The sequence below is a fragment of the Streptomyces rishiriensis genome, assembly GCF_003112535.1.
GTDB lineage: Bacteria > Actinomycetota > Actinomycetes > Streptomycetales > Streptomycetaceae > Streptomyces > Streptomyces rishiriensis.
The window spans coordinates 45,434-66,042 of the sequence record NZ_BEWA01000022.1 but is presented as its reverse complement, the minus strand read 5'-3'; the positions used below and the strand labels follow the sequence as shown (position 1 = coordinate 66,042).

Annotated in this window: 17 protein-coding genes and 1 pseudogene; 13 read left to right on the top strand and 5 right to left on the bottom strand. The window is 73.4% G+C overall.

The features are described from left to right. Positions 1–87 precede the first annotated feature (87 nt). The 4 genes from Sri02f_RS33030 (at position 88) to Sri02f_RS33015 (ending at position 4,778) form a co-directional block, all read left to right on the top strand. Positions 88–1,071: an SCO0930 family lipoprotein gene (locus Sri02f_RS33030; protein WP_109005002.1), complete on the top strand. Its 984-nt coding sequence runs from the start codon at positions 88–90 to the stop codon at positions 1,069–1,071. 325 nt (positions 1,072–1,396) lie between these two features. Then, entirely contained in the window at positions 1,397–2,209 is an 813-nt protein-coding gene (locus tag Sri02f_RS33025; protein ID WP_109005001.1) for an SAM-dependent methyltransferase, read from the top strand. Beyond that, entirely contained in the window at positions 2,206–4,341 is a 2,136-nt protein-coding gene (locus Sri02f_RS33020; protein WP_109005000.1) for a putative bifunctional diguanylate cyclase/phosphodiesterase, read from the top strand. Before Sri02f_RS33025 ends, Sri02f_RS33020 begins: the two co-directional genes overlap by 4 nt. Positions 4,342–4,391: 50 nt before the next feature. Continuing rightward, on the top strand, positions 4,392–4,778 hold the full coding sequence (locus tag Sri02f_RS33015; protein WP_109004999.1) for a nuclear transport factor 2 family protein: 387 nt from the start codon (positions 4,392–4,394) through the stop codon (positions 4,776–4,778). Position 4,779: 1 nt separating this feature from the next. Here Sri02f_RS33015 and Sri02f_RS33010 read toward each other — a convergent pair whose 3' ends face one another. Next, positions 4,780–5,625, bottom strand: a complete 846-nt coding sequence (locus Sri02f_RS33010) for a LysR family transcriptional regulator (protein ID WP_109004998.1) — start codon at positions 5,623–5,625, stop codon at positions 4,780–4,782. A gap of 124 nt (positions 5,626–5,749) precedes the next feature. On the opposite strand from Sri02f_RS33010, the gene Sri02f_RS33005 reads away from it, so the two are divergent. Beyond that, entirely contained in the window at positions 5,750–6,640 is an 891-nt protein-coding gene (locus tag Sri02f_RS33005; RefSeq protein ID WP_109004997.1) for an NAD(P)H-binding protein, read from the top strand. 20 nt (positions 6,641–6,660) lie between these two features. On the opposite strand, the gene Sri02f_RS33000 is transcribed toward Sri02f_RS33005, so the two are convergent. Continuing rightward, positions 6,661–7,545: a LysR family transcriptional regulator gene (locus Sri02f_RS33000; RefSeq protein ID WP_109004996.1), complete on the bottom strand. Its 885-nt coding sequence runs from the start codon at positions 7,543–7,545 to the stop codon at positions 6,661–6,663. 120 nt (positions 7,546–7,665) lie between these two features. On the opposite strand from Sri02f_RS33000, the gene Sri02f_RS32995 reads away from it, so the two are divergent. The 6 genes and pseudogenes from Sri02f_RS32995 to Sri02f_RS32970 all read left to right on the top strand — a co-directional run bounded on the left by Sri02f_RS32995 (position 7,666) and on the right by Sri02f_RS32970 (position 14,704). Further along, the gene (locus Sri02f_RS32995; RefSeq protein WP_109004995.1) at positions 7,666–8,337 is read left to right on the top strand and encodes a succinate dehydrogenase; all 672 of its coding nucleotides are present in this window, start codon (positions 7,666–7,668) and stop codon (positions 8,335–8,337) included. Between the two features lies 1 nt (position 8,338). Then, positions 8,339–10,288 (top strand): fumarate reductase/succinate dehydrogenase flavoprotein subunit, encoded by a 1,950-nt coding sequence (locus Sri02f_RS32990; protein WP_109004994.1) that lies wholly within the window; start codon positions 8,339–8,341, stop codon positions 10,286–10,288. Beyond that, on the top strand, positions 10,285–11,034 hold the full coding sequence (locus tag Sri02f_RS32985) for a succinate dehydrogenase/fumarate reductase iron-sulfur subunit (protein WP_109004993.1): 750 nt from the start codon (positions 10,285–10,287) through the stop codon (positions 11,032–11,034). The genes Sri02f_RS32990 and Sri02f_RS32985 overlap by 4 nt, the downstream gene beginning before the upstream one ends. 268 nt (positions 11,035–11,302) lie before the next feature. Further along, positions 11,303–12,076 carry a GNAT family N-acetyltransferase gene (locus Sri02f_RS32980; RefSeq protein WP_109004992.1) on the top strand — a complete coding sequence of 258 codons (774 nt, stop codon included), beginning with the start codon at positions 11,303–11,305 and terminating at the stop codon, positions 12,074–12,076. Beyond that, positions 12,076–12,852 (top strand): annotated as a pseudogene (locus tag Sri02f_RS32975) (lysophospholipid acyltransferase family protein); the annotation flags it as partial. The gene Sri02f_RS32980 and the pseudogene Sri02f_RS32975, both read left to right, overlap by 1 nt. 763 nt (positions 12,853–13,615) lie before the next feature. Then, entirely contained in the window at positions 13,616–14,704 is a 1,089-nt protein-coding gene (locus tag Sri02f_RS32970; protein ID WP_109004990.1) for an NAD-dependent epimerase/dehydratase family protein, read from the top strand. Here Sri02f_RS32970 and Sri02f_RS32965 read toward each other — a convergent pair. After that, positions 14,668–17,040 (bottom strand): ATP-binding cassette domain-containing protein, encoded by a 2,373-nt coding sequence (locus Sri02f_RS32965; RefSeq protein ID WP_109004989.1) that lies wholly within the window; start codon positions 17,038–17,040, stop codon positions 14,668–14,670. The genes Sri02f_RS32970 and Sri02f_RS32965 overlap by 37 nt on opposite strands. A gap of 100 nt (positions 17,041–17,140) precedes the next feature. Then, positions 17,141–18,172, bottom strand: coding sequence for an LLM class flavin-dependent oxidoreductase (locus Sri02f_RS32960; RefSeq protein WP_109004988.1), 1,032 nt, complete (start codon positions 18,170–18,172; stop codon positions 17,141–17,143). Between the two features lie 123 nt (positions 18,173–18,295). Between Sri02f_RS32960 and Sri02f_RS32955 the strand changes: the two genes are divergently transcribed. Then, positions 18,296–18,787: a phosphatase domain-containing protein gene (locus Sri02f_RS32955; protein WP_109004987.1), complete on the top strand. Its 492-nt coding sequence runs from the start codon at positions 18,296–18,298 to the stop codon at positions 18,785–18,787. A 64-nt stretch (positions 18,788–18,851) separates the two neighbouring features. Here the strand turns inward: Sri02f_RS32955 and Sri02f_RS32950 are convergent, their stop codons facing one another. Further along, positions 18,852–19,067, bottom strand: coding sequence for a dodecin (locus tag Sri02f_RS32950; RefSeq protein ID WP_109004986.1), 216 nt, complete (start codon positions 19,065–19,067; stop codon positions 18,852–18,854). Positions 19,068–19,307: 240 nt separating this feature from the next. On the opposite strand from Sri02f_RS32950, the gene Sri02f_RS32945 reads away from it, so the two are divergent. Continuing rightward, positions 19,308–20,567, top strand: coding sequence for an extracellular solute-binding protein (locus Sri02f_RS32945; RefSeq protein WP_109005092.1), 1,260 nt, complete (start codon positions 19,308–19,310; stop codon positions 20,565–20,567). The last annotated feature ends 42 nt before the right edge of the window (positions 20,568–20,609 follow it).

The following is a 20,609-nucleotide window of genomic DNA, read 5'->3' as shown; positions in this document are numbered from 1 at the left end:
AACCACCGCCCCGGTGCGTACTCAGGTCCGTGCGGCGGCGCAGCAGGGCGCTGCAACACCCTTGTGACGATCGGGGAGTTGTTGACGATGAAGACCACCTGGCGGAGCGCCTCACTCGCGGCGGGTACGGTGGCCGTGCTGGCGCTGACGGCGGCGTGCGGATCGGAAAGCGGCACGTCGGCGTCCAGCCAGAACGTGGGAGCCACGGCTCCGGCGGGTGGCATCGCGGGCGTCGGCAGCGGATACGGCGCCGCGGGCGCCGCGGCGAGCGCCAGCGCCCCCGGCGGGGTCGGCGCGGGGACCGGAACCGGAGCGCAGCCGGCGGGCGCCGGCGAGCTCGCCGTCTCCGCGAACGGCGAACTCGGCAAGATCCTCACCGACGGCGCCGGAAAGACCCTCTACCGCTTCGACGCGGACACCGCCGAACCGCCGAAGTCGAACTGCGACGGCGACTGCGCGACCGCGTGGCCGCCGGTGTCCGCGGACGACGTCAGCGCCGGTGACGGCATCGACAAGTCGCTGCTCGGCGAGATCACCCGTTCCGACGGCACCAAGCAGCTCACCGTGGCCGGCTGGCCCGCCTACTACTACGCCAAGGACGCCAACGCGGGCGACACCAGCGGCCAGGGCGTGGGCAACAAGTGGTTCGCGCTCACCCCCGAGGGCAAGAAGGCCAAGTCCAGCGGCGGATCCGATGTAGCCCTGGCGGGCCTGTCGGTGCGCAAGGACCCCAACCTCGGCGAGATCGTCGTCGACAAGAACGGCATGACGGTCTACCGCTTCCTCAAGGACAAGGCGTGGCCCAAGCCGGTGTCGAACTGCAACGGCGCCTGCCTGCAGAAGTGGCCGGTCGTCGCGCCGGTCGAGGCCAACGACACCAAGGGCGTGCAGAAGAAGGGCCTGATGAGCTTCACCCGCGGTGACGGCGTCAGGCAGCAGACCGTCAACTGCTCGCCGATCTACACCTTCGCCGGCGACAAGGCCCCCGGTGACATCAACGGCCAGGGCGTGGGCGGCACGTGGTACGCCGTGGCGCCCGACGGCAAGCTGGTCGGAGCGCCGGCGCAGTAGAGACCGCCTCCCCAGGGCCGTCCCGCGACTGCCCTTCGCGCCCGACCGCTGGTCCGCCCCCTCCGCGCCGCACGGAGGGGGCGGACCGCTGTGTTTGTCCCGGCGCCGTGTCGTGTGCGTAGACTTTCGCCGCCCTCAGGGCCGCTGCGGAGACTCTCCGGAGCGCCTCGGGCACTTTTCGTGGCCTCACGGGGGGCGTCGATTCGGCACGTGCCGCAGGCAGTGACCGGGAACGGACGGTCAATTTCCGTTTCCACTCGCCCGTTTGGCGGGCGATCAGTAGCCTCAGCTCGAACACCGGATCGCCTACGCCTTGGAGAGATAGATGGAGCGTCCCGCCTGGGCACCTCGGAGCATCGACATCTCGGTGCCGAGCGTCTCGCGGATCTACGACTACTACCTGGGCGGCTCGCACAACTTCGAGGTGGACCGGGAAGCGGCCCGCAGGGCCATGGAGTTCCTGCCGGGACTCCCGAAGATCAGCCAGGCGAACCGGGCGTTCATGCGCCGTGCCGTGCGCTACGCGGTGGCCGAGGGCGTCACCCAGTTCCTCGACATCGGCTCCGGCATCCCCACCTTCGGCAGCGCGCACGAGGTGGCCCGGGCGGCGAGCCCCGCAGCGCGCGTGGTCTACGTCGACCACGACCCGGTGGCCGTGGCGCACAGCGAGGCGGTGCTGGCGGACAACGACGACGCCGACGTCGTGGCCGCCGACCTGTGCAAGCCGCAGGAGATCCTGCACAGCCTCCAGGTCACGCGTCTCATCGACCTGGACCGGCCGGTGGCGCTGCTGCTGGTCGCCGTCCTGCACTTCGTGGAGGACGCGGACGATCCGTACGCGGCGGTGGCCGAGCTCGGTGCGGCGCTCGCGCCGGGCAGTCTCCTCGTGCTCACGCATGCCTCGTACGAGGGAATCCCGATGCCGACGGAGCGGGCCGAAGGCGCGGTCGACGTGTACAAGGACATCCGCAATCCGCTGATCATGCGCTCTCGGGACGAGATCGGGCGGTTCTTCGAGGGGTACGACATGGTGGAACCGGGACTGGTGCCGATGCCGCGCTGGCGGCCGGACACGGCGCCGGAGGACGAGGACCCCTGGGCCCTCTCGGGATTCGCCGGAGTGGGGCGTAGGCCGTGACCGCGGAGCCGGACGGCCCGGAGGGCAGACTGAGGCGGTTCGCGACGATCTGGAGCCGGGCCGTGTACCCGGTGACCTCGACGTCGTTGACCCGGCCCGAACTGGAGGAACGGCTGCTGCCGCTGGCGCGGCGGCTGCGCGGGGCGCTGCTGGAGCGGGGCTTCGACGCCGAGGCCGGCAAGGACGTCGGGGCCGACCTGGTCGACGCGCACTGCACGGACCCCGACGCGCTCAGCCACTCCCTGGACTGCGTCGACGCCTACCTGGTGCTGTACTGCGGCGAGGACGGTCCCCAGGAGGACCTGCGCATCCGCGCCTCACGGCTCCAGCACGCCATGGCGGCGGGGTTCGCGCGGGCCCTGCGCGAGCGCACGCTCGCCGAACAGGAGGCCATCTCCCAGGCCGCGTTGCGCGCCCAGGGCGTCGTCGCGCAGGCGCTGCACGCGAGCGAGGCGCGCTTCCGGGCGGTCTTCGAGGGCGCCGCGATAGGGATCGGCATCGCCGACCTCGACGGCAACGTCCTGCAGATCAACGGGGCGTTGCTGCGCATGTTCGGCGGCTCGGAGCAGACGCTGCGGGGCCGTAGGGTCCAGGACCTCACCCACCCCGAGGACGCGCCACAGACCTGGAAGCTCTACGACGAACTCGTGCGCGGCGAACGCGAGCACTACCACACGGAGAAGGCGTTCAGCCGGCCCGACGGAACGGTTCTGTGGACCAACCTGACGGTCTCCCTGCTGCGGGACGCCGACGGCGAACCGCAGTACACGCTGGCCCTGATGGAGGACACCACCGAGCGCCGGCTGCTCAACCTCCGGCTGCGCTACGAGGCCACCCACGACGCCCTCACCGGCCTGCCCAACCGCACGCTGTTCTTCGAACGCCTGGAGAAGGTGCTCGGCGCCGGCGAGGGCAAGCGCTTCGGGCTGTGCTACCTCGACCTGGACGGCTTCAAGACCATCAACGACAGCCTCGGCCACGCGGCCGGCGACCGGCTGCTCGTCGAGGTCGCCGACCGGCTGCAGTCCTGCGCGACCGCACCCGGCGAGATGGTCGCCCGCCTCGGCGGCGACGAGTTCGTCGCGCTGACCACCGGCCCCGACACCCGCCACGAGGTCGACGAACTCGCCGCGCGCATCATGAACGCCCTGGTCGCGCCGGTGAGCATCGACGGCCGGGAGCTGACCGTGCGCGGCAGCATCGGCATCGTCGAGGGCCCGGCGGGGGAGCGTAGCGCGGCCGAGGTGCTGCGCAGCGCCGACATCACCATGTACCGGGCCAAGTCGGCGGGCGGCAACCGCTTCGAGCTCGCCGACCCGGAGGCGGACGCCCGGGCGATCACGCGGCACGGCCTGACCACGGCGCTTCCGGCGGCCCTCGAACGCGGTGAGTTCTTCATCGAGTACCAGCCGCTGGTGCACCTCGGCGACGGCAGCGTGCGCGGCGCCGAGGCGCTGGTGCGCTGGCTGCACCCCCAGCACGGGGTGCTCGGCCCCGACCGGTTCATCCCGCTCGCCGAGCGCACGGGGCTGATCGTGCCGCTGGGCCGCTGGGTCCTGGAGGAGTCCGTCCGGCAGGCCGGCGAGTGGCGTGAGCGCACCGGCGACACCGACCCCCTGCGCATCAACGTCAACCTCTCCCCGTGTCAGCTCACCCATCCCGGCCTGGTACAGGACACCGTCGACATCCTCGAACGGGCGGGCGTGCGGCCGGAGGCCCTGTGCCTGGAGGTGACGGAGTCGGCGTTGATCGGCGCCGACGACGACCTGCTCAAGCCGCTGCGCCGGCTCGCCGAGATGGGCGTCGACATCGCCCTGGACGACTTCGGGACCGGCTACTCCAACCTGGCCAACCTGCGCAGGCTCCCGGTGAGCGTCCTCAAGCTGGACCGCTCCTTCACCCAGGGCATGCAGCAGTTCCCGGCGGACCCGGTCGACCTCAAGATCGTGGAGGGGATCGTCTCGCTCGCCCACAGTCTGGACCTCGCGGTCACGGTGGAGGGCGTGGAGACCGGCGCGCAGGCGGAGCAGCTGCGGATACTGGGCTGCGACACCGCCCAGGGCTGGTACTACGCCCGCCCGGGCCCGCCGGACCGGCTCCACGAACTGGCCCTGGTGGACGCGACGGGCTGAGCGCACACCTCGGTCGCGGGGGTGCACGGGCCGGGCGCGAAGATGGGCGGATGACTCACGCACACGACGACGTGAACGAGGCGATCGCCGGCGAACTGGCCCTGCTGGACCCGGCCGTGCGCGCCTCCCGCGCCCGCTTCGAGCGACTGCTCGACCCCGAGTTCGTGGAGGTGGGCTCCTCGGGCCGCCGCTATGCGTACGAGGACATGCTGGCCTGGCTGCCCGATCATCCGGGCGGCTCGCCGGACGGCCCCCGCTACGAGCCGTCGTCCATCGAGGGGGTCGTCCTGGCCCCCGGCCTGGTCCACCTCACCTACGAGACGGACTTCGACGGCCTGCGCGCCCGCCGCAGCTCGCTCTGGCGAAAGCGGAGCGAGGACACGGGCTGGCGGATGTACTACCACCAGGGGACCCCCGTGCCGCCCGGGGCGGAGTAGGTCAGCCCGCCTCCCGCGCGCGGACGTCGTCGGCCACCGACACGGCGGCCCGCACGAGCGCGGCCGTGGCCGTCGAACGCGACTGCTGGGGCCACGCGACGGCCATGACGGCGGCGGGTGCGTCCAGGACGGGCCGGTAGACGACCCCGGGCCGGGGGTAGCGGTCGGCGACGGAGGCGGGCAGCAGCGCGACCAGCTCGCCCAGGCCGACGAGCGTGAGGAGCTGGGCGAGGTCCTGGCCCCGGCCTCGGACCTCCTCGATGAACCGGAGCATCTCGTCCTCGCGCAGCCCCAGGTCGGCGAGGCGCAGCCCGGTCCGGGCGGCGAGGGGATGGCTCACGGCGAGGGCGGCGACCCGCGGCTCGGAGACGAGGTCCTCCGTGTCAAGGCCCGTGCGCTCGTACGGCTCGTACATCAGGGCGGCGTCGGCCTCGCCCTGCCGCAGCATCCGGGACTGCTCCTGCCACGCGGCCAGCCGCACGGTGACCGGCAGTGCCGCGGGGTCGGCCGCGTAGCGCGCGAGGATCGTCTCCAGCAGCCCCGCGTCCCCGTCCGCCTTCACGGCCAGCACCAGCTTCGGCTCGGCGGCGGCCGTGCGGCGGGCCCGCCGGCCCGCGGCGTCCAGCGCGTCCAGGGCGAACCTCGCCTCGGCGAGCAGGACCGCGCCGGCGGGCGTCAGGGCCACGCTGTGGGTCGTCCGCTCGAAGAGGACGGCCCCCAGCTCGCTCTCCAGCGCGCGGATCGACCGGGACAGCGGCGGCGGGGAGATGCCGAGCCGTTGCGCGGCGCGGGCGAAGTTGAGCTCCTCGGCGACGGCGACGAAGTAGCGCAGCGGACGGGACTCCATGGGCGGCCCTCCGTTCGGTATTGCCCTGAGGGTAACAAGCGCGAGCGGACCGGTCCTTCCGTCGGGACGGCCGGGGCAGCAGGCTCGTGGCCGTACCGATCGCCACCGAACACTGGAGCCGTTCATGATCGTCGTCACCACCCCGACCGGCCAGATCGGCCGCGAGGTCCTGTCCCGGCTGCTGGACGCCGACCACGGCGGGACCCCGGTCCGGGTGATCGTCCGCGACCCCGCCCGGCTCTCCCCGCGCGACCGGGAACGCGTCGAGGCCGTCGCGGGTTCGCACGCCGACCCGGCCGTGCTGAAGGAGGCGTGCGAGGGCGCCGACCGGATCTTCTGGCTGGTGCCCCCGACGCCCGGAACCGGGGACGTCGAAGGCCATTTCCGGGCTTTCACGGAGCCGCTCTGCGACGTGATCGGCGCCCGGGGAGTCGAACGCGTCGTGGCCGTGTCGACCCTGGGCCGGGGCGTCGCCCGCAACGCCGGGCCGATCTCCGCCTCGCTCGCCATGGACGAGGCCATCGCCGCGACGGGCGCGCACTACCGGGCCCTGTGTCCGCCGGCGCTGATGGAGAACCTGCTCCGCCAGACGGCCGAGATCCGCGACGAGGGCGTCTGGACCGTGGCACTCGCGCGGGATCGCGTGCTGCGCACCTGCGCTGTCCGCGACATCGCCGCGGAGGCGGCCCGGCTGCTCCTCGACCCCTCCTGGACCGGGTACCGCGATGTCGCGCTGGCGGGTCCCGACGACCTGACCCCCGAGGGCATGGCCCGCGTCCTCACGGAGGTGCTGGAGCGCCCCGTGCGCGTACGGCAGATCACCTCGGCCGAACAGAAGGCGATGATGACCGGCCAGGGCGCGAGCGAGGCCTGGGCCCGGTCGGTGGCCGACATGACGGATGCCCAGAACACCCAGGGTTTCTACGGCGCGGCCCAGCCCAGCACCCCCGACACCACGCCCACGGGCTTTCGCCAGTGGTGCGAGGAGGTGCTGGCGCCGGCCCTGCGGGGCTGACGCGGTCCGGGCGGCCGCCCTCACCGCTCCAGCAGCATCCGCTGCAGTTCCCGGGCCGCACGGGGCGGCGCCACGTCGCTGCGGTGGGCCAGGGCGATCGTGCGGTGCAGGCCGGGCCGGGCGAGGGGCGTGACGCGCAGTCCCCGGCCCGAGCGGGCGGCCACCATGCGGGGGACGACGGCCACCCCGAGGCCGGCCCGCACGAACCCGAGCACCGCGTCCATCTCCCCGCCCTCGACCGCGAAGTCGGGCTCGAAGCCCTCGCCCCGGCAGGCGGCCACGGTGAGCTCCCGCAGGTCGTAGCCGTGCCGGAACATCACCAGACGCTCGCGCTCCAGGTCGGCGATGCGGACGGTCCGCCGCCCGTCCCCCGGCTTGGAGGCCTCCGGCGAGGACACCACGACCAGGTCCTCGCGCAGCAGCTCCACCGTCGTCAGCGCCGGGGACGGCGTCGGCAGGGGCAGCACGACCAGGGCGAGATCGAGGGCGCCGCGGGCCAGCTCACGGACGAGGTCGTGCGAGCCGCCCTCCTCGATCAGCAGCCGGATGCCCGGGTAGCGGTCGTGGAAGGCGCGCAGCACGTCCGGCAGCAGACCCGTGCACAGGCTCGGCGTGGCCCCCAGCCGCACCCGGCCGCTGCGCAGCTGCACCAGCTCCTGCACCTCGTAGCGCGCGGTCTCGGTGTCGGCCAGGATCCGCCGCGCCAGCGGCAGCAGTGCCTCGCCCGCGTCGGTGAGCGTGATGTTGCCCCGCGCGCGCTGGAACAGATCCGCGCCCAGCTCCCGCTCCAGCGCCTTGATCTGCTGCGACAGCGACGGCTGCGCCACGTGCACGAGCTCGGCGGCCCGGGTGAAGTGCCGGGCCTCGGCCACCGCCACGAAGTACTGGAGCTGCTGGAACTGCATCCGGCCATGATAGGCGCACGCTATGGAAACGAGGCGGACCATGTCTTGGACCGATGAGGGTTCCCGGCCCTAGCGTCTTGGAACATGGCTCTGGCAACGCGGACGGACCGACGGTCGTCCATGGCGCGCACCGTGTGGGACTCCACGGTCGGCAAGAAGACGGTGATGGCCGTCAGCGGCCTCGTCATGCTGCTGTACCTGGTCGTCCACATGATCGGCAACCTGAAGATCTTCTTCGGGCCGGGCGAGTTCAACCACTACGCGCACTGGCTGCGCACCGTCGGCGAGCCGTTCATGCACGACGAGTGGACGCTGTGGCTGATCCGGGCGGTGCTGGTCGTGGCGGTCGTCGCGCACGCCGTCTCCGCCTACCAGCTCAGCCGCCGCGACATCAGGGCGCGTCCCGCCAAGTACGTCCACCGCAAGCCCCGCGCGAGCTACGCCACGCGCACCATGCGCTGGGGCGGGATCATCCTCGCCCTGTTCATCGTCTGGCACCTCCTCGACCTGACGACCGGCACCGTGCACAGCGGCGGCTTCCAGGAGGGCCACCCCTACCAGAACGTCGTGGACACCTTCTCCACCTGGTACGGCGACGTCGTGTACATCGTGGCGATGCTCGCGCTCGGCCTGCACGTGCGGCACGGCTTCTGGAGCGCCGCCCAGACCCTCGGCGCCGGCAGCCGCACCCGCGACCGCGCCCTCAAGGCCGCCGCCGACGTCCTCGCCCTACTGCTCACGGCCGGTTTCATCGCCGTCCCCGTGGGCGTCATGACCGGAGTGGTGAGCTGACATGACCGACTTCACCGAGTACGCGACCGGCGAGCCCCTCGCCGACGCGAAGGCGCCCGCAGGACCGATCGCCGAACGCTGGGACAGGCGCCGCTTCGAGGCGGGACTCGTCAACCCGGCCAACCGGCGCAAGCACACCGTGATCGTCGTCGGCACCGGCCTGGCCGGCGGCTCCGCGGGCGCCACCCTCGCCGAACAGGGATACCGCGTCGTCCAGTTCTGCTATCAGGACTCCCCGCGCCGCGCCCACTCCATCGCCGCGCAGGGCGGCGTCAACGCGGCGAAGAACTACCGCAACGACGGCGACTCGATCCACCGCCTCTTCTACGACACCGTCAAGGGCGGCGACTTCCGGGCGCGCGAGTCCAACGTCCACCGGCTCGCGCAGATCTCGGTCGAGATCATCGACCAGTGCGTGGCGCAGGGCGTGCCCTTCGCCCGCGAGTACGGCGGTCTGCTCGACACCCGCTCCTTCGGCGGCGTGCAGGTCTCGCGGACCTTCTACGCCCGCGGCCAGACGGGCCAGCAACTGCTGCTCGGCGCCTACCAGGCCCTCAGCCGGCAGATCGCCGCGGGGAACGTCGAGATGCACCCGCGCACCGAGATGCTCGACCTGATCGTCGTCGACGGGCGGGCGCGCGGCATCGTGGCCCGGGACCTGATCACGGGGAAGACCGACGCCTACTTCGCGGACGCCGTCGTCCTGGCCACCGGTGGTTACGGAAACGTCTTCTACCTGTCGACCAACGCGATGAACTCCAACGCCACCGCGATCTGGCGGGCGCACCGGCGCGGCGCCTACTTCGCCAACCCCTGTTTCACCCAGATCCACCCCACCTGCATCCCCCGCACCGGCGACCACCAGTCGAAGCTGACGCTGATGAGCGAGTCCCTGCGCAACGACGGCCGGATCTGGGTGCCGAAGGCCAAGGGCGACGACCGCCCGCCGAACAGGATCCCCGAGGACGAGCGCGACTACTACCTGGAGCGCATCTACCCCTCCTTCGGCAACCTGGTCCCCCGGGACATCGCCTCCCGCGCCGCGAAGAACGTCTGCGACGAGGGCAGGGGCGTCGGACCCGGCGGACAGGGCGTCTACCTGGACTTCGCCGAAGCGATCCGGCGCCTGGGCCGCGAGGCCGTCGAGGCGAAGTACGGCAACCTCTTCGACATGTACCAGCGGATCACCGACGAGGATCCCTACGAGGTCCCGATGCGGATCTACCCGGCCGTGCACTACACGATGGGCGGGCTGTGGGTCGACTACGACCTCCAGACCACCGTGCCGGGCCTGTTCGCGATCGGCGAGGCCAACTTCTCCGACCACGGCGCCAACCGGCTCGGCGCCTCCGCACTGATGCAGGGCCTGGCCGACGGTTACTTCGTCCTCCCGGCGACCGTCAACGACTACCTGGCCCGCAACCCGCGCCAGAGCGCGGTGGACGACGCGCACCCCGCCGTCCAGGAGGTGCTGGCCGAGACGCAGGACCGGCTCAACCTGCTCCTGTCCGTCGACGGCGACCGCACCCCCGACTCCTTCCACCGCGAACTGGGCGAGCTGATGTGGGAGTTCTGCGGAATGGCCCGCACGGACTCCGGTCTGCGCAAGGCCCTGGAGCGCATCCCGCAGATCCGCGAGGAGTTCTGGCGGCGCATCAAGGTGCCGGGCGTCGGCGAGGAGTTCAACCAGTCCCTGGAGAAGGCCAACCGGATCGTGGACTACCTGGAGCTCGCCGAGCTGATGTGCCTCGACGCGCTGCACCGCGCCGAGTCCTGCGGCGGCCACTTCCGCGAGGAGTCCCAGACCCCGGACGGCGAGGCGGCCCGCCGGGACGACGTGTTCGCCTACGCGGCCGCCTGGGAGTTCACCGGCGCCGGCACGGCCCCCACCCTGCACCGGGAAGACCTGGTCTTCGAGTACGTCCATCCCACCCAGCGGAGCTACGCATGAAGCTCACCCTGCGCGTGTGGCGGCAGCGCGCCGCCGACGCCGACGGCGCCATGTCCACCTACGAGGTGGACGGCATCTCGCCCGACATGTCCTTTCTGGAGATGCTCGACACCCTCAACGAGGACCTCATCCTGCGCGGTGAGGACCCGGTCGCCTTCGACCACGACTGCCGCGAGGGCATCTGCGGCGCGTGCTCGCTCGTCGTCAACGGCGAGGCGCACGGCCCCGAACGCACCACCACCTGCCAACTGCACATGCGGTCCTTCCGGGACGGCGACACCATCGACGTCGAGCCGTGGCGGGCCGCCGCCTTCCCGGTGATCAAGGACCTGGTGGTCGACCGGTCGGCGTTCGACCGCATCATCCAGGCAGGCGGCTACATCACCGCCCCCACCGGCGCCGCCCCCGAGGCGCACGCCACCCCCGTGCCCAAGCCCGACGCCGACTTCGCGTTCGAGCACGCCGAGTGCATCGGCTGCGGGGCCTGCGTGGCCGCCTGCCCCAACGGCGCGGCGATGCTCTTCACCTCCGCCAAGATCAATCACCTCAACGTGCTGCCGCAGGGCGCGCCCGAGCGGGAGACCCGGGTGCTGGACATGGTCGCGCAGATGGACGAGGAGGGGTTCGGCGGCTGCACGCTCGCCGGGGAGTGCGCGACGGCCTGCCCGAAGGGCATCCCGCTGGTGTCCATCACCGGCATGAACCGGGAGTGGCTGCGCGCCACGCGCAAGGCGGCCAGGCGGTAGCGCCCACGCACAAGGCGGCCAGGCGGCAGGACCGCCGGGGCAGCCGAGAAGAACGTTCGCCGAACAGCGCGGACGGGCGGGACCGGGAGTGGTGCTCATCCCCGGTCCCGTCTGGCGTTCGGCGCCGGGCGGAGCGCCTGTCATTCAGCAGCCGCACATCCACGGGCCCCGCGGCGGTCACGCCCACGCCAGCCGGCCGCGGAAGAAAGCAGGTGCAGTCCCCCGTGCACCGTCCCCATGCTTCTTCCGCCCGGCGCAGGAGACCTCCATGACCGCCATGCCCCTCTCGCCCCCCGCCCTCGCCGCCCCGCCCGCCGGCTCCGGCTACCTCGTCTCGCTCGCCCGCGACAGGGACGACGTCCGGGCCGCGCAGCGGCTGCGCCACCAGGTGTTCGCCGGGGAGCTGGGCGCCCGCCTCGACGGCCCGGAACCTGGCCTGGACGCGGACGCCTTCGACGACCACTGCGACCACCTGCTCATCCGGGACGCCGCCACGGGCGAAGTGGTCGGCACCTACCGTCTGCTGCCGCCCGAGCGGGCCGCGATCGCCGGACGGCTCTACTCCGAGGGCGAGTTCGACCTGAGCCCGCTCGACGCGATCCGGCCCGGCCTCGTCGAGGTCGGCCGCTCCTGCGTGCACCCCGCCCACCGCGACGGCGCCGTCATAGGCCTCATCTGGGCCGGGATCGCCCGCTACATGGTGGACCGCGGCCACGAGTGGCTGGCCGGCTGCTGCTCGGTCCCGCTCGCCGACGGCGGCGCCCTCGCGACGGCGACCTGGGACCGGGTGCGCGAGAAGCACCTCGCGCCGCCGGAGTACCGGGTACGGCCGCTGCGGCCCTGGACCCCGCAGGAGGCGGGCCCCCTCGCCCGCACCGAGCTGCCCGCCCTCCTGCGCGGCTACCTCCGTCTCGGCGCCTGGGTGTGCGGGGAGCCCGCCCACGACCCCGACTTCGGCGTCGCCGACCTGTACGTGCTGCTGCCGATGCGGCGGGTGAACGCGCGCTACCTGAAGCACTTCCTCTCCCTCGTCCCGGCCTGATGAGCGTCTGGCTGCCCAGCGCGCCCTGCACCCCGCGGGCGTGCGTGCGGGCGACGACGTCCCTCGCGGGCCTGCCGCGGGCCGTGCTCCGGCTCACGACGGTGGCCGTGCTGGTCCTCGCCGGCGTCGTGCTGTCTCCGCTGGGGCGGTGGGTTCCCGCCCGCGCGGTGCGGTGGTGGAGCCGGGCCGTCGTACGGGGGGCCGGGGTCCGGATCCGGGTGACCGGCGCCACCGCGCCCACGGCCACCGGACTGCTCCTGGTCGCGAACCACGTCTCCTGGCTGGACATCCCGCTGCTGGCGGGCGTGCGGCCGGCCCGGATGCTCGCCAAGGCCGAGATCCGGAGCTGGCCGGTGGCGGGCTCGCTGGCCGCGCGCGGCGGCGTCATGTTCATCGACCGCGACCGGCTGCGCGCCCTGCCCGCCACGGTCGCCCGGATCGCCGACGTGCTGCGCGCCGGCCGGGCGGTCGCGGTGTTCCCCGAGGGCAGCACCTGGTGCGGCCGCGCCCAGGGGCGTTTCCGGCGGGCGGTGTTCCAGGCCGCGCTGGACGCCGGGGCCCCGGTCCAGCCCGTGCGCATCGTCTACCGGGACCGCGGGGGAGCGGCGAGCACCGCGCCCGCGTTCGTCGGCGACGATCCGCTGCTCGCCTCGGTGTGGCGGGTGGTGTGCGCCCGGGGCCTGGTGGCCGAGGTCGAGGTGCTGCCCGTCCTCGCGCCCGGCGATCACCCCGACCGCAGGGCGCTGGCCGCCGCGGCCGGGGCCGGGGTGCTGGGCGGCCCGTACGAGCAGCGGGTCCTCGCCCCGGCCGGCGGACACGACGCCGTGTCCGGCCCTGCGGGCCACCTCCTCGACCCGGGCGGACAGCGCCCGCCGCGCCGCCGGTTCGGCGCCGGACGCGATGTGCTCCAGGCAGCCGAGGAGCGATCCGGCGTCCCCGTCGCCGTCCCCGTCCCCGTACCCGCCCCCGGACGGGAACGGGAACTCCGGCAGGCAGCCGAGACGGTCGGCCAGGTCCGGGCGGGAGGCCGGTGACCCGCCGTCCCGGGCGTTCCTGACCCACCGGTGGACACGGTCGGCGTGCGCGGGTCCAGTGCGCGGCGCGGTCCGCCGCCCCGAACGCCACGGCAGCGGCGACGCGGGCCGCGCGGCGGGCCGTCGGCCGCCCGCGGCGACCTCCGGAGGAGGTCCTGCCGATGTGCCGTCGAGGCCGACGCGGGCGAGCGCGTGCCGTTCGGCGCCCGGCACGACGGCCGCCCGTGATCCGGCGAGCGGGAGGGGCGCGACGTCGGTCCGCGGGGCGCACCCGTCGCCCGCGACCCGGCGAGGCCGGCGGATGCGGCCGCGCCCTCGGCGAGGACGGTGTGCCCGCCGTGGGCGCAGCGCCCGGCCGCCGTGCCCCGTGGGCCTGCGGGTCCTCGGCGCGGGGCCGAAGACGGCCGGGCCGGCGGACGCGGTGCGACGAATTCCCCTCAGGCGAGGGGGCGTCGGGCCTCCACGGTGGGATCATGACGCATCCCGACCTCCGAGGGGAGCGCGCGTGAACGCAAGCCCGGCCGGCCGAACGGTCCTCGTGACGGGGGGCAGCGGCTTCGTGGCCGCCCACCTCGTGCGGCAGCTCCTGGAACGCGGCTACCGCGTGCACACCACCGTGCGCTCCCTGGCGAACACGGTGAAACTCCGGCCGCTGCGCGACCTCCAGGACGCCCATCCCGGCCGCCTCCACCTGTTCGAGGCGGACCTGCTGGCCGAGGGCTCCTTCGACGAGGCGATGAAGGGCTGCGCGGTGGTCTTCCACGTGGCGTCGCCGTTCCTGATGCCGGAGAAGATCAAGGACGGCCGACGCGACGTCGTGGAACCCGCCCTGCGGGGGACGCACCACGTGGCGGCGGCCGTGAACCGCACCGCGACGGTCGAGCGTCTCGTCTTCACGTCCACGGTCGGGGCGATCTTCGGCGACTACGCCGACGTGCGCGAGATGGACGGACAGACCCTCTCGGAGAAGTACGTCAACACCACCAGCACGGCGGAGAACAACCCGTACCACTACGCCAAGACGGTCGCCGAGCAGGCCGCCTGGGAGGCCGAGGCCGCCCAGGACCGCTGGCGCATGGTCTCCGTCAACCCCGGCCTCGTCCTCGGCCCCTCCCTCACCCCCGCCTCGGACTCGGGCAGTCTCTTCCTGCTGGACGAGCTGTTCAAGGGCTACTTCTTCTACGGCGCCCCGGACTTCAGCTTCACCACGGCCGACGTGCGGGACGTGGCGGCGGCCCACATCGCGGCGGCGGAACGCCCCGAAGCACACGGCCGCTACATCGTCGCCGCACCGGAGATGACCTCCTTCCACCAGATGTCGGCGATCCTGCGCAGGCACCACCCGCGCAACCCGCGCCTTCCGCGCACCGAACTCCCGCACTGGCCGGTGCGCGTCCTCGGCCCCGCCTTCGGCCTCTCCCAGAGCTACATCCGCAACCATCTGGGCATCCGTTTCCCGGTCGACAACCGCAGGAGCGTCGAGGAACTGGGCCTCGTCTACCGTCCGATCGAGGAGACCCTTGCAGACCACTACCGGGCCTGGCGGGAGCAGCGCCGTCACTCGCGCCCGGGGGCCAGCGCCCGGGCCAGATAGGGCGCCGTCGCGCTGCCCCGCGCCCCGGCCACCTCGGCCGGCGTTCCCGTCGTCACGACGCGGCCGCCCGCGTCGCCCCCGCCGGGCCCGAGGTCGATCACCCAGTCCGCGCCCGCCACGACCACCATGTCGTGCTCCACGGCGACGACGGTGTTCCCGGCGTCGACCAGGGCGTGCAGCTCGCGCATCAGGACCTCGACGTCGGCCGGATGCAGCCCGGTCGTCGGTTCGTCGAGGAGGTAGAGGGTGCGGCCGCGTCGGCCCCGCTGCAACTCGGTCGCCAGCTTGATGCGCTGCGCCTCGCCGCCGGAGAGCTCCGTCGCCGGCTGACCGAGGCGCAGATACCCCAGGCCGACGTCGAGGAGGGCGGACAGGCTGCGGGAGACGGCCGGGGTGTCGGCGAAGAAGCGGGCCGCCGCCTCCACGGTCAGATCCAGCACCTGCGCGATGTTCCGGTCCCGGTACGCCACTTCGAGGGTCGCCGGGTTGTAGCGGGCCCCGCCGCAGTCCGGGCACGGCGCGTACGTGCTCGGCAGGAAGAGCAGTTCGACGCTCACGAAGCCCTCGCCCTGACAGGTCTCGCAGCGTCCTTGCGCCACGTTGAAGGAGAAGCGGCCCGCGCCGTAGCCCCTGGACCGCGCCGCGTCCGTCGCCGCGAACACCTTGCGGACGACGTCGAACAGGCCGGTGTACGTGGCCAGGTTGGAGCGCGGGGTGCGCCCGATCGGCTTCTGGTCGACCGAGACCAGCCGGTCCACGCCGGGCAGCTCGTCGGTGATCTCCCCGACGAGCGTCGACTTGCCCGAGCCCGAGACGCCCGTCACCGCGGTGAACACGCCCAGCGGGAAGCGGGCCGTCACCCCGCGCAGGTTGTGCCGGGTGACCGGACCGACCTCCAGCCACCCTCGTGCGGCGCGGACTTCACGCACGGGAGCCGGGGAGCGGGCGAAGAGGTGACGTGCCGTCGCCGACTCCTCGACCGACTCCAGTGCCGCCACCGGACCGCTGTGCAGCACCTGCCCGCCGTGCTCGCCCGCCCGGGGGCCCACGTCCACCAGCCAGTCGGCGGCGCGTATCACGTCCAGCTGGTGCTCCACCACGAACACCGAGTTGCCCGCGGCCTTCAGCCGCCGCAACACCGTGAGCAGCGCCCGGGTGTCCGCCGGGTGCAGACCGGCCGACGGCTCGTCGAGGACGTACACCACCCCGAACAGCCCGGAGCGCAGCTGGGTGGCGAGCCGCAGCCGCTGCAGCTCGCCCGCGGAGAGCGTGGGGGCGGCGCGGTCCAGTGAGAGGTAGCCCAGGCCGAGTTCGACGACCGGTGCGATACGGGACCTGAGGTCCTCGGTGAGGACGCGTGCCGCCTCCGATCTTCCGTCGAGGAGCCCGGCGAGGTCCGCCAGCGGCAGCGCGGCCATGTCCGCGATCGTCCGGCCCGCGAAGGTCACGGCCAGGGCCTCCGGCCGGAGTCTGCCCCCCGCGCAGGCGGGACAGGGCGCGGACGTCAGGAACCGCTCCGCCCTGGCCCGCAGGGCCGTGCTCCGGGAGTCCGCGAAGGTCTTCATCACATAGCGGTGAGCGCTCATGTACGTGCCCTGGTAGGGGCGTTGGATGCGGTCGGCGTCCCGCACCGGGTGGACCGTCACCACGGGCTGCTCGTCCGTGAACAGGATCCACTCGCGCTGCCCGGCCGGGAGCTCGCGCCACGGGACGTCGACGTCGTGGCCGAGCGCGTCGAGGATGTCCCGCAGGTTCTTGCCCTGCCAGGCGCCGGGCCAGGCGGCGATCGCGCCCTCGCGGATCGACAACGACGGGTCCGGGACCAGCGACTCCTCCGTGGCGCGGTGGACCTCGCCGAGTCCGTGGCACTCGGGGCACGCCCCGGCCGCCGTGTTGGGCGAGAAGGAGTCGGAGTCGAGGCGCTCCGCGCCCGGCGGGTAGTCGCCGGCCCGGGAGAAGAGCATCCGCAGCGAGTTCGACAGATTCGTGACCGTGCCCACCGACGAACGCGAGGTGGGCGCCGACCGGCGCTGCTGGAGGGAGACCGCCGGGGGCAGCCCGGTCACCTCGTCGACGTCGGGCGCGCCGACCTGGTGGATCAGCCGTCGGGCGTACGGCGCGACCGACTCGAAGTACCGGCGCTGGGCCTCCGCGTAGATCGTCCCGAACGCGAGCGAGGACTTCCCCGAGCCGGACACCCCGGTGAAGACGGCCACCACGTCGCGTGGGACGTCGACGTCGACGCCCCGGAGATTGTGCTCACGCGCGCCCCGGACGCGGACGTGCCCCGCCCGCACGGACGGGGCGGAGCCGGGCGGCTCGGAGGGGCTCGGCATGGAGAACTCCGTACGGGTCGGGACGCGGGACAAACCCCGCAATCCTACGTTCGCCGGTGGTGCGACGCTCGGTGGCCGGCGGAGCCGCCCGGGCGGGCGGTCAGGCGTGTGCGTCGGCGTGTGCGTCGCCCCGTGCCGCCTGCACGATCACGGCCAGCCGGCGGTAGGAGTCCAGCAGTGCCCCACGGTCGTAGGTGCTGGTCGTCACCAGGACCTCCTGCGCCCCCGTCTCGTTCAGCACCGCCTCCAGTTCGTGGGCCACCTGCTCCTCGGAGCCCGCGATCTGCCCGGCGAGGCCCCCCTCGTAGAAGCCGCGTTCCTTCGCGGTCATGGTCCGGGTCTCGGCCTGCTCGGCCGGCGGCAGCGGGGGAAAGACGCCGTGGGTGCGCGAGTACGCCATCGACCAGGCCTCCGGGACCAGAAGCCGACGCGCCGCTTCGGGCGTCGGCGCGACGGCGATCGTCCCGGAGACCACCACGTACGGCTCCGCCGCCCAGACGGAGGGCCGGAAGCGGGCACGGTAGCGGTCGACGCCGCGCCGCATCCGCTCGCGGTCGCGGAGGTCGCCGACGACCATCGGCAGGCCCGCGCGCGCGGCGATCTCCGCCCCCTCGCCCATGGCCAGCACGAACGGCGGCACGCTGAGCCCCCGCGCCGGGTACGCGTGAACCCCGGCGGGGGAGGGGCCCCGGAACCAGCCGAGGAGTTCCTCCAGCTGGGCGGCGAAGTCGTCGGCGTCGCCCTTGTCGTGGCCGAGCGCCCGGCGCACCCCGTCGGTGAAGCCCACGGAGCGACCGAGACCCATGTCGATCCGGCCGGGGAACAGCGACTCCAGCACGCCGAACTGCTCGGCCACCACCAGCGGCCGGTGGTTGGGCAGCATCACCCCGCCGGTCCCCACCCGGATCGTGCGCGTCGCCCCGGCCACGGCGGCGGCCAGCACGGTGGGCGCCGAACCCGCGACCCCCGGCACACCGTGGTGCTCGGAGACCCAGAACCGGTGGTAGCCGAGGCGCTCGGCCTCCGCCGCCAGCGCCACGGTGTCCCGCAGCGCCTCGGCGCCGGTGTGCCCCTCGCGGATGCGCGAGCGGTCGAGGACGGAGAAACGGGCGGAGGCGATCGCGGAGCTCATACCGGGTTCAACGCCTGCCGGCCGTGAGGATTCCTGGACGCGGCGGGACGCACGCGTCGACCCCGCCCGACCGACCTGACCGAGGGGACGGCGGGGAGACGGCCGTCTGCTTAGGGTGGTGCCGTGACCGACAGCAGCGGACGGCCTCTCGCCGTGTTCGATCTGGACAACACCCTGGCCGACACGGCCCACCGGCAGCGGTTCCTGGAGCGCACACCGCGCGACTGGGACGGGTTCTTCGCGGCCGCGCCGCAGGACCCGCCGATCCCGCAGGGCGTCGCGCTGGCGGTGGCGAGCGCCGAGGAGTGCGAGGTCGTCTACCTCACCGGGCGGCCCGAGCGCTGCCGGCGGGACACCCTGGACTGGCTCGCCGCGCAGGGACTGCCCGAGGGGCGCCTGCACATGCGGCGCAACGACGACCGCAGGCCCGCGCGCCGCACCAAGCTGGAGACCCTGCGCGGGCTCGCCCGCCATCGGGACGTGCGCATGCTGGTGGACGACGACGAGCTGGTGTGCGACGACGCCGAACGCGCCGGCTTCACCGTCGTCAGGGCCCGCTGGACCGCCCCTTCGGGCACGCTGCGGCAGGCTCAGGAGGGCGAGGGCCGCACCTGAGGCGGGCCGGGCGCGAGGGTGCCCGCGCCCGGGGGAGCCCGCCGTCCGCGCGAGAGGCCGGCCGTCAGTCCGACTCGTCGAGGCGGAAGCCGACCTTCAGGCCCACCTGCCAGTGCGCGATGTCGCCGTCCTCGATCTGCCCGCGCACCTGGGTGACTTCGAACCAGTCCAGGTTGCGCAAGGTCCGCGAGGCGCGGGCCAGGCCGTTGCGGACGGCCGCGTCGACGCCGTCCGGCGACGTGCCGACGATCTCCGTGACCCGGTAGGTGTGGTTCGACATCAGGGTGCTCCTCTCGACCGTGACGGCGTCACGTCGGCGTCGTCACGTGTGTCACGCGTCACTCCACCGTGCCCCAAGCTGCGGCGGAGCGCGAGACGTCGGGCCCGTGGCCCCGAGACCGCGACCCCCTCTTGACCCCTCGCATTGGTCCATACCAAAATCCTGGACACCCGCACGAGCACCGTGCTCGTCCCCCACGCCGGGCCCCTCGCCCTGTCCGTCAGACAGAACAGGACCCCCGTGAGACGTCGCCTCCTCGCCCTCGTGTGCGTGTCCGCCTTCCTTCTGACCGCCTGTGGGGCGCTGCCCTGGACCGGCGGCCCCGCGCGCAGCACGGTCACGGTGTGGCTGATGAAGGACAGCGCCTCACCGGAGTTCCTGGACCGGTTCACCGAGGGCTTCGAACACGACCACCCCGACCTCGACCTCGACGTCCGCATCCAGGAGTGGACCGGCGTCGGCGTCAAGGTGCAGGCCGCGCTGAAGGCGCACGACGGGCGGGGGCCGGACGTCATCGAGGTCGGCAACACCCAGGTCCCGCAGTACGTCGAGGGACGCGGGCTGCTCGACCTGACGCTGGAGTCCGCGACGAGGTGGGGGCGCGACGACTGGCTGCCCGGCCTCGCCGAACCCGGCCGTCAGCGCTTCCATCAGTACGGCATCCCCTGGTACGCGGCCAACCGGGTGGTGATCTACCGCAAGGACCTCTTCGAGCGGGCCGGCGTCGCCGCTCCGCCCCGCACCCGCGCCGAGTGGCTCGCCGCCACCGAGAAGCTGAACGCGGACGGCGACCAGGGCATCTACCTGGCCGGGCAGGACTGGTACACCCTCGCCGGGTTCGTCTGGGACGAGGGCGGCGACCTCGCCACCGAGGACGGCGGCCGCTGGCAGGGCGCCCTCGACACGCCGGCCGCCCTGCGGGGGATGGACTTCTACCGGCGGCTCCAGGCGCTCGGCCACGGCCCCGTGCGGGCCGACGAGGAACACCCGCCCCAGGCCCAGGTGTTCGCCGGGGGCAAGGTGGCGCAGATCGTGGCCGTGCCCGGACTCGCCCGCGCCGTGCTGGAACAGAACCCCGCCCTGCGGGACAGGTTGGGCTTCTTCCCCGTGCCCGGCAAGAGCGCGGGACGGCCCGGCGCCGTCTTCACGGGAGGCTCCGACCTCGTCGTCCCGCGCAACACCGACGTGCGCGAGGGCGCCGTCGCGGTGGTCTCCGCGCTGACCGGCGCGCGGTGGGACACCGAGCTGGCCCGCACCATGAACTACGTGCCGAACAAGGCGAAGCTGGCGAAGGCCGTCACCGGCGAGGACGGGGTCGCGGCCATGGCGGCGGGGGCCGCGCAGGGTCGCGCGACCCCCAGCACGCCCGAGTGGGCCGCCGTCGAGGCGGACAACCCGATCAAGGGCTACATGACGAAGGCCCTCACCGGCTCCGACCCGGCGACCGAGGCCCGCCGCGCCTCGCGCCGGATCACCGAGGCGCTGACGGTCGCCTACTGACGGCCGCCCGGCGCCTGCCGGACGGCCGTCTGACGATCGCCT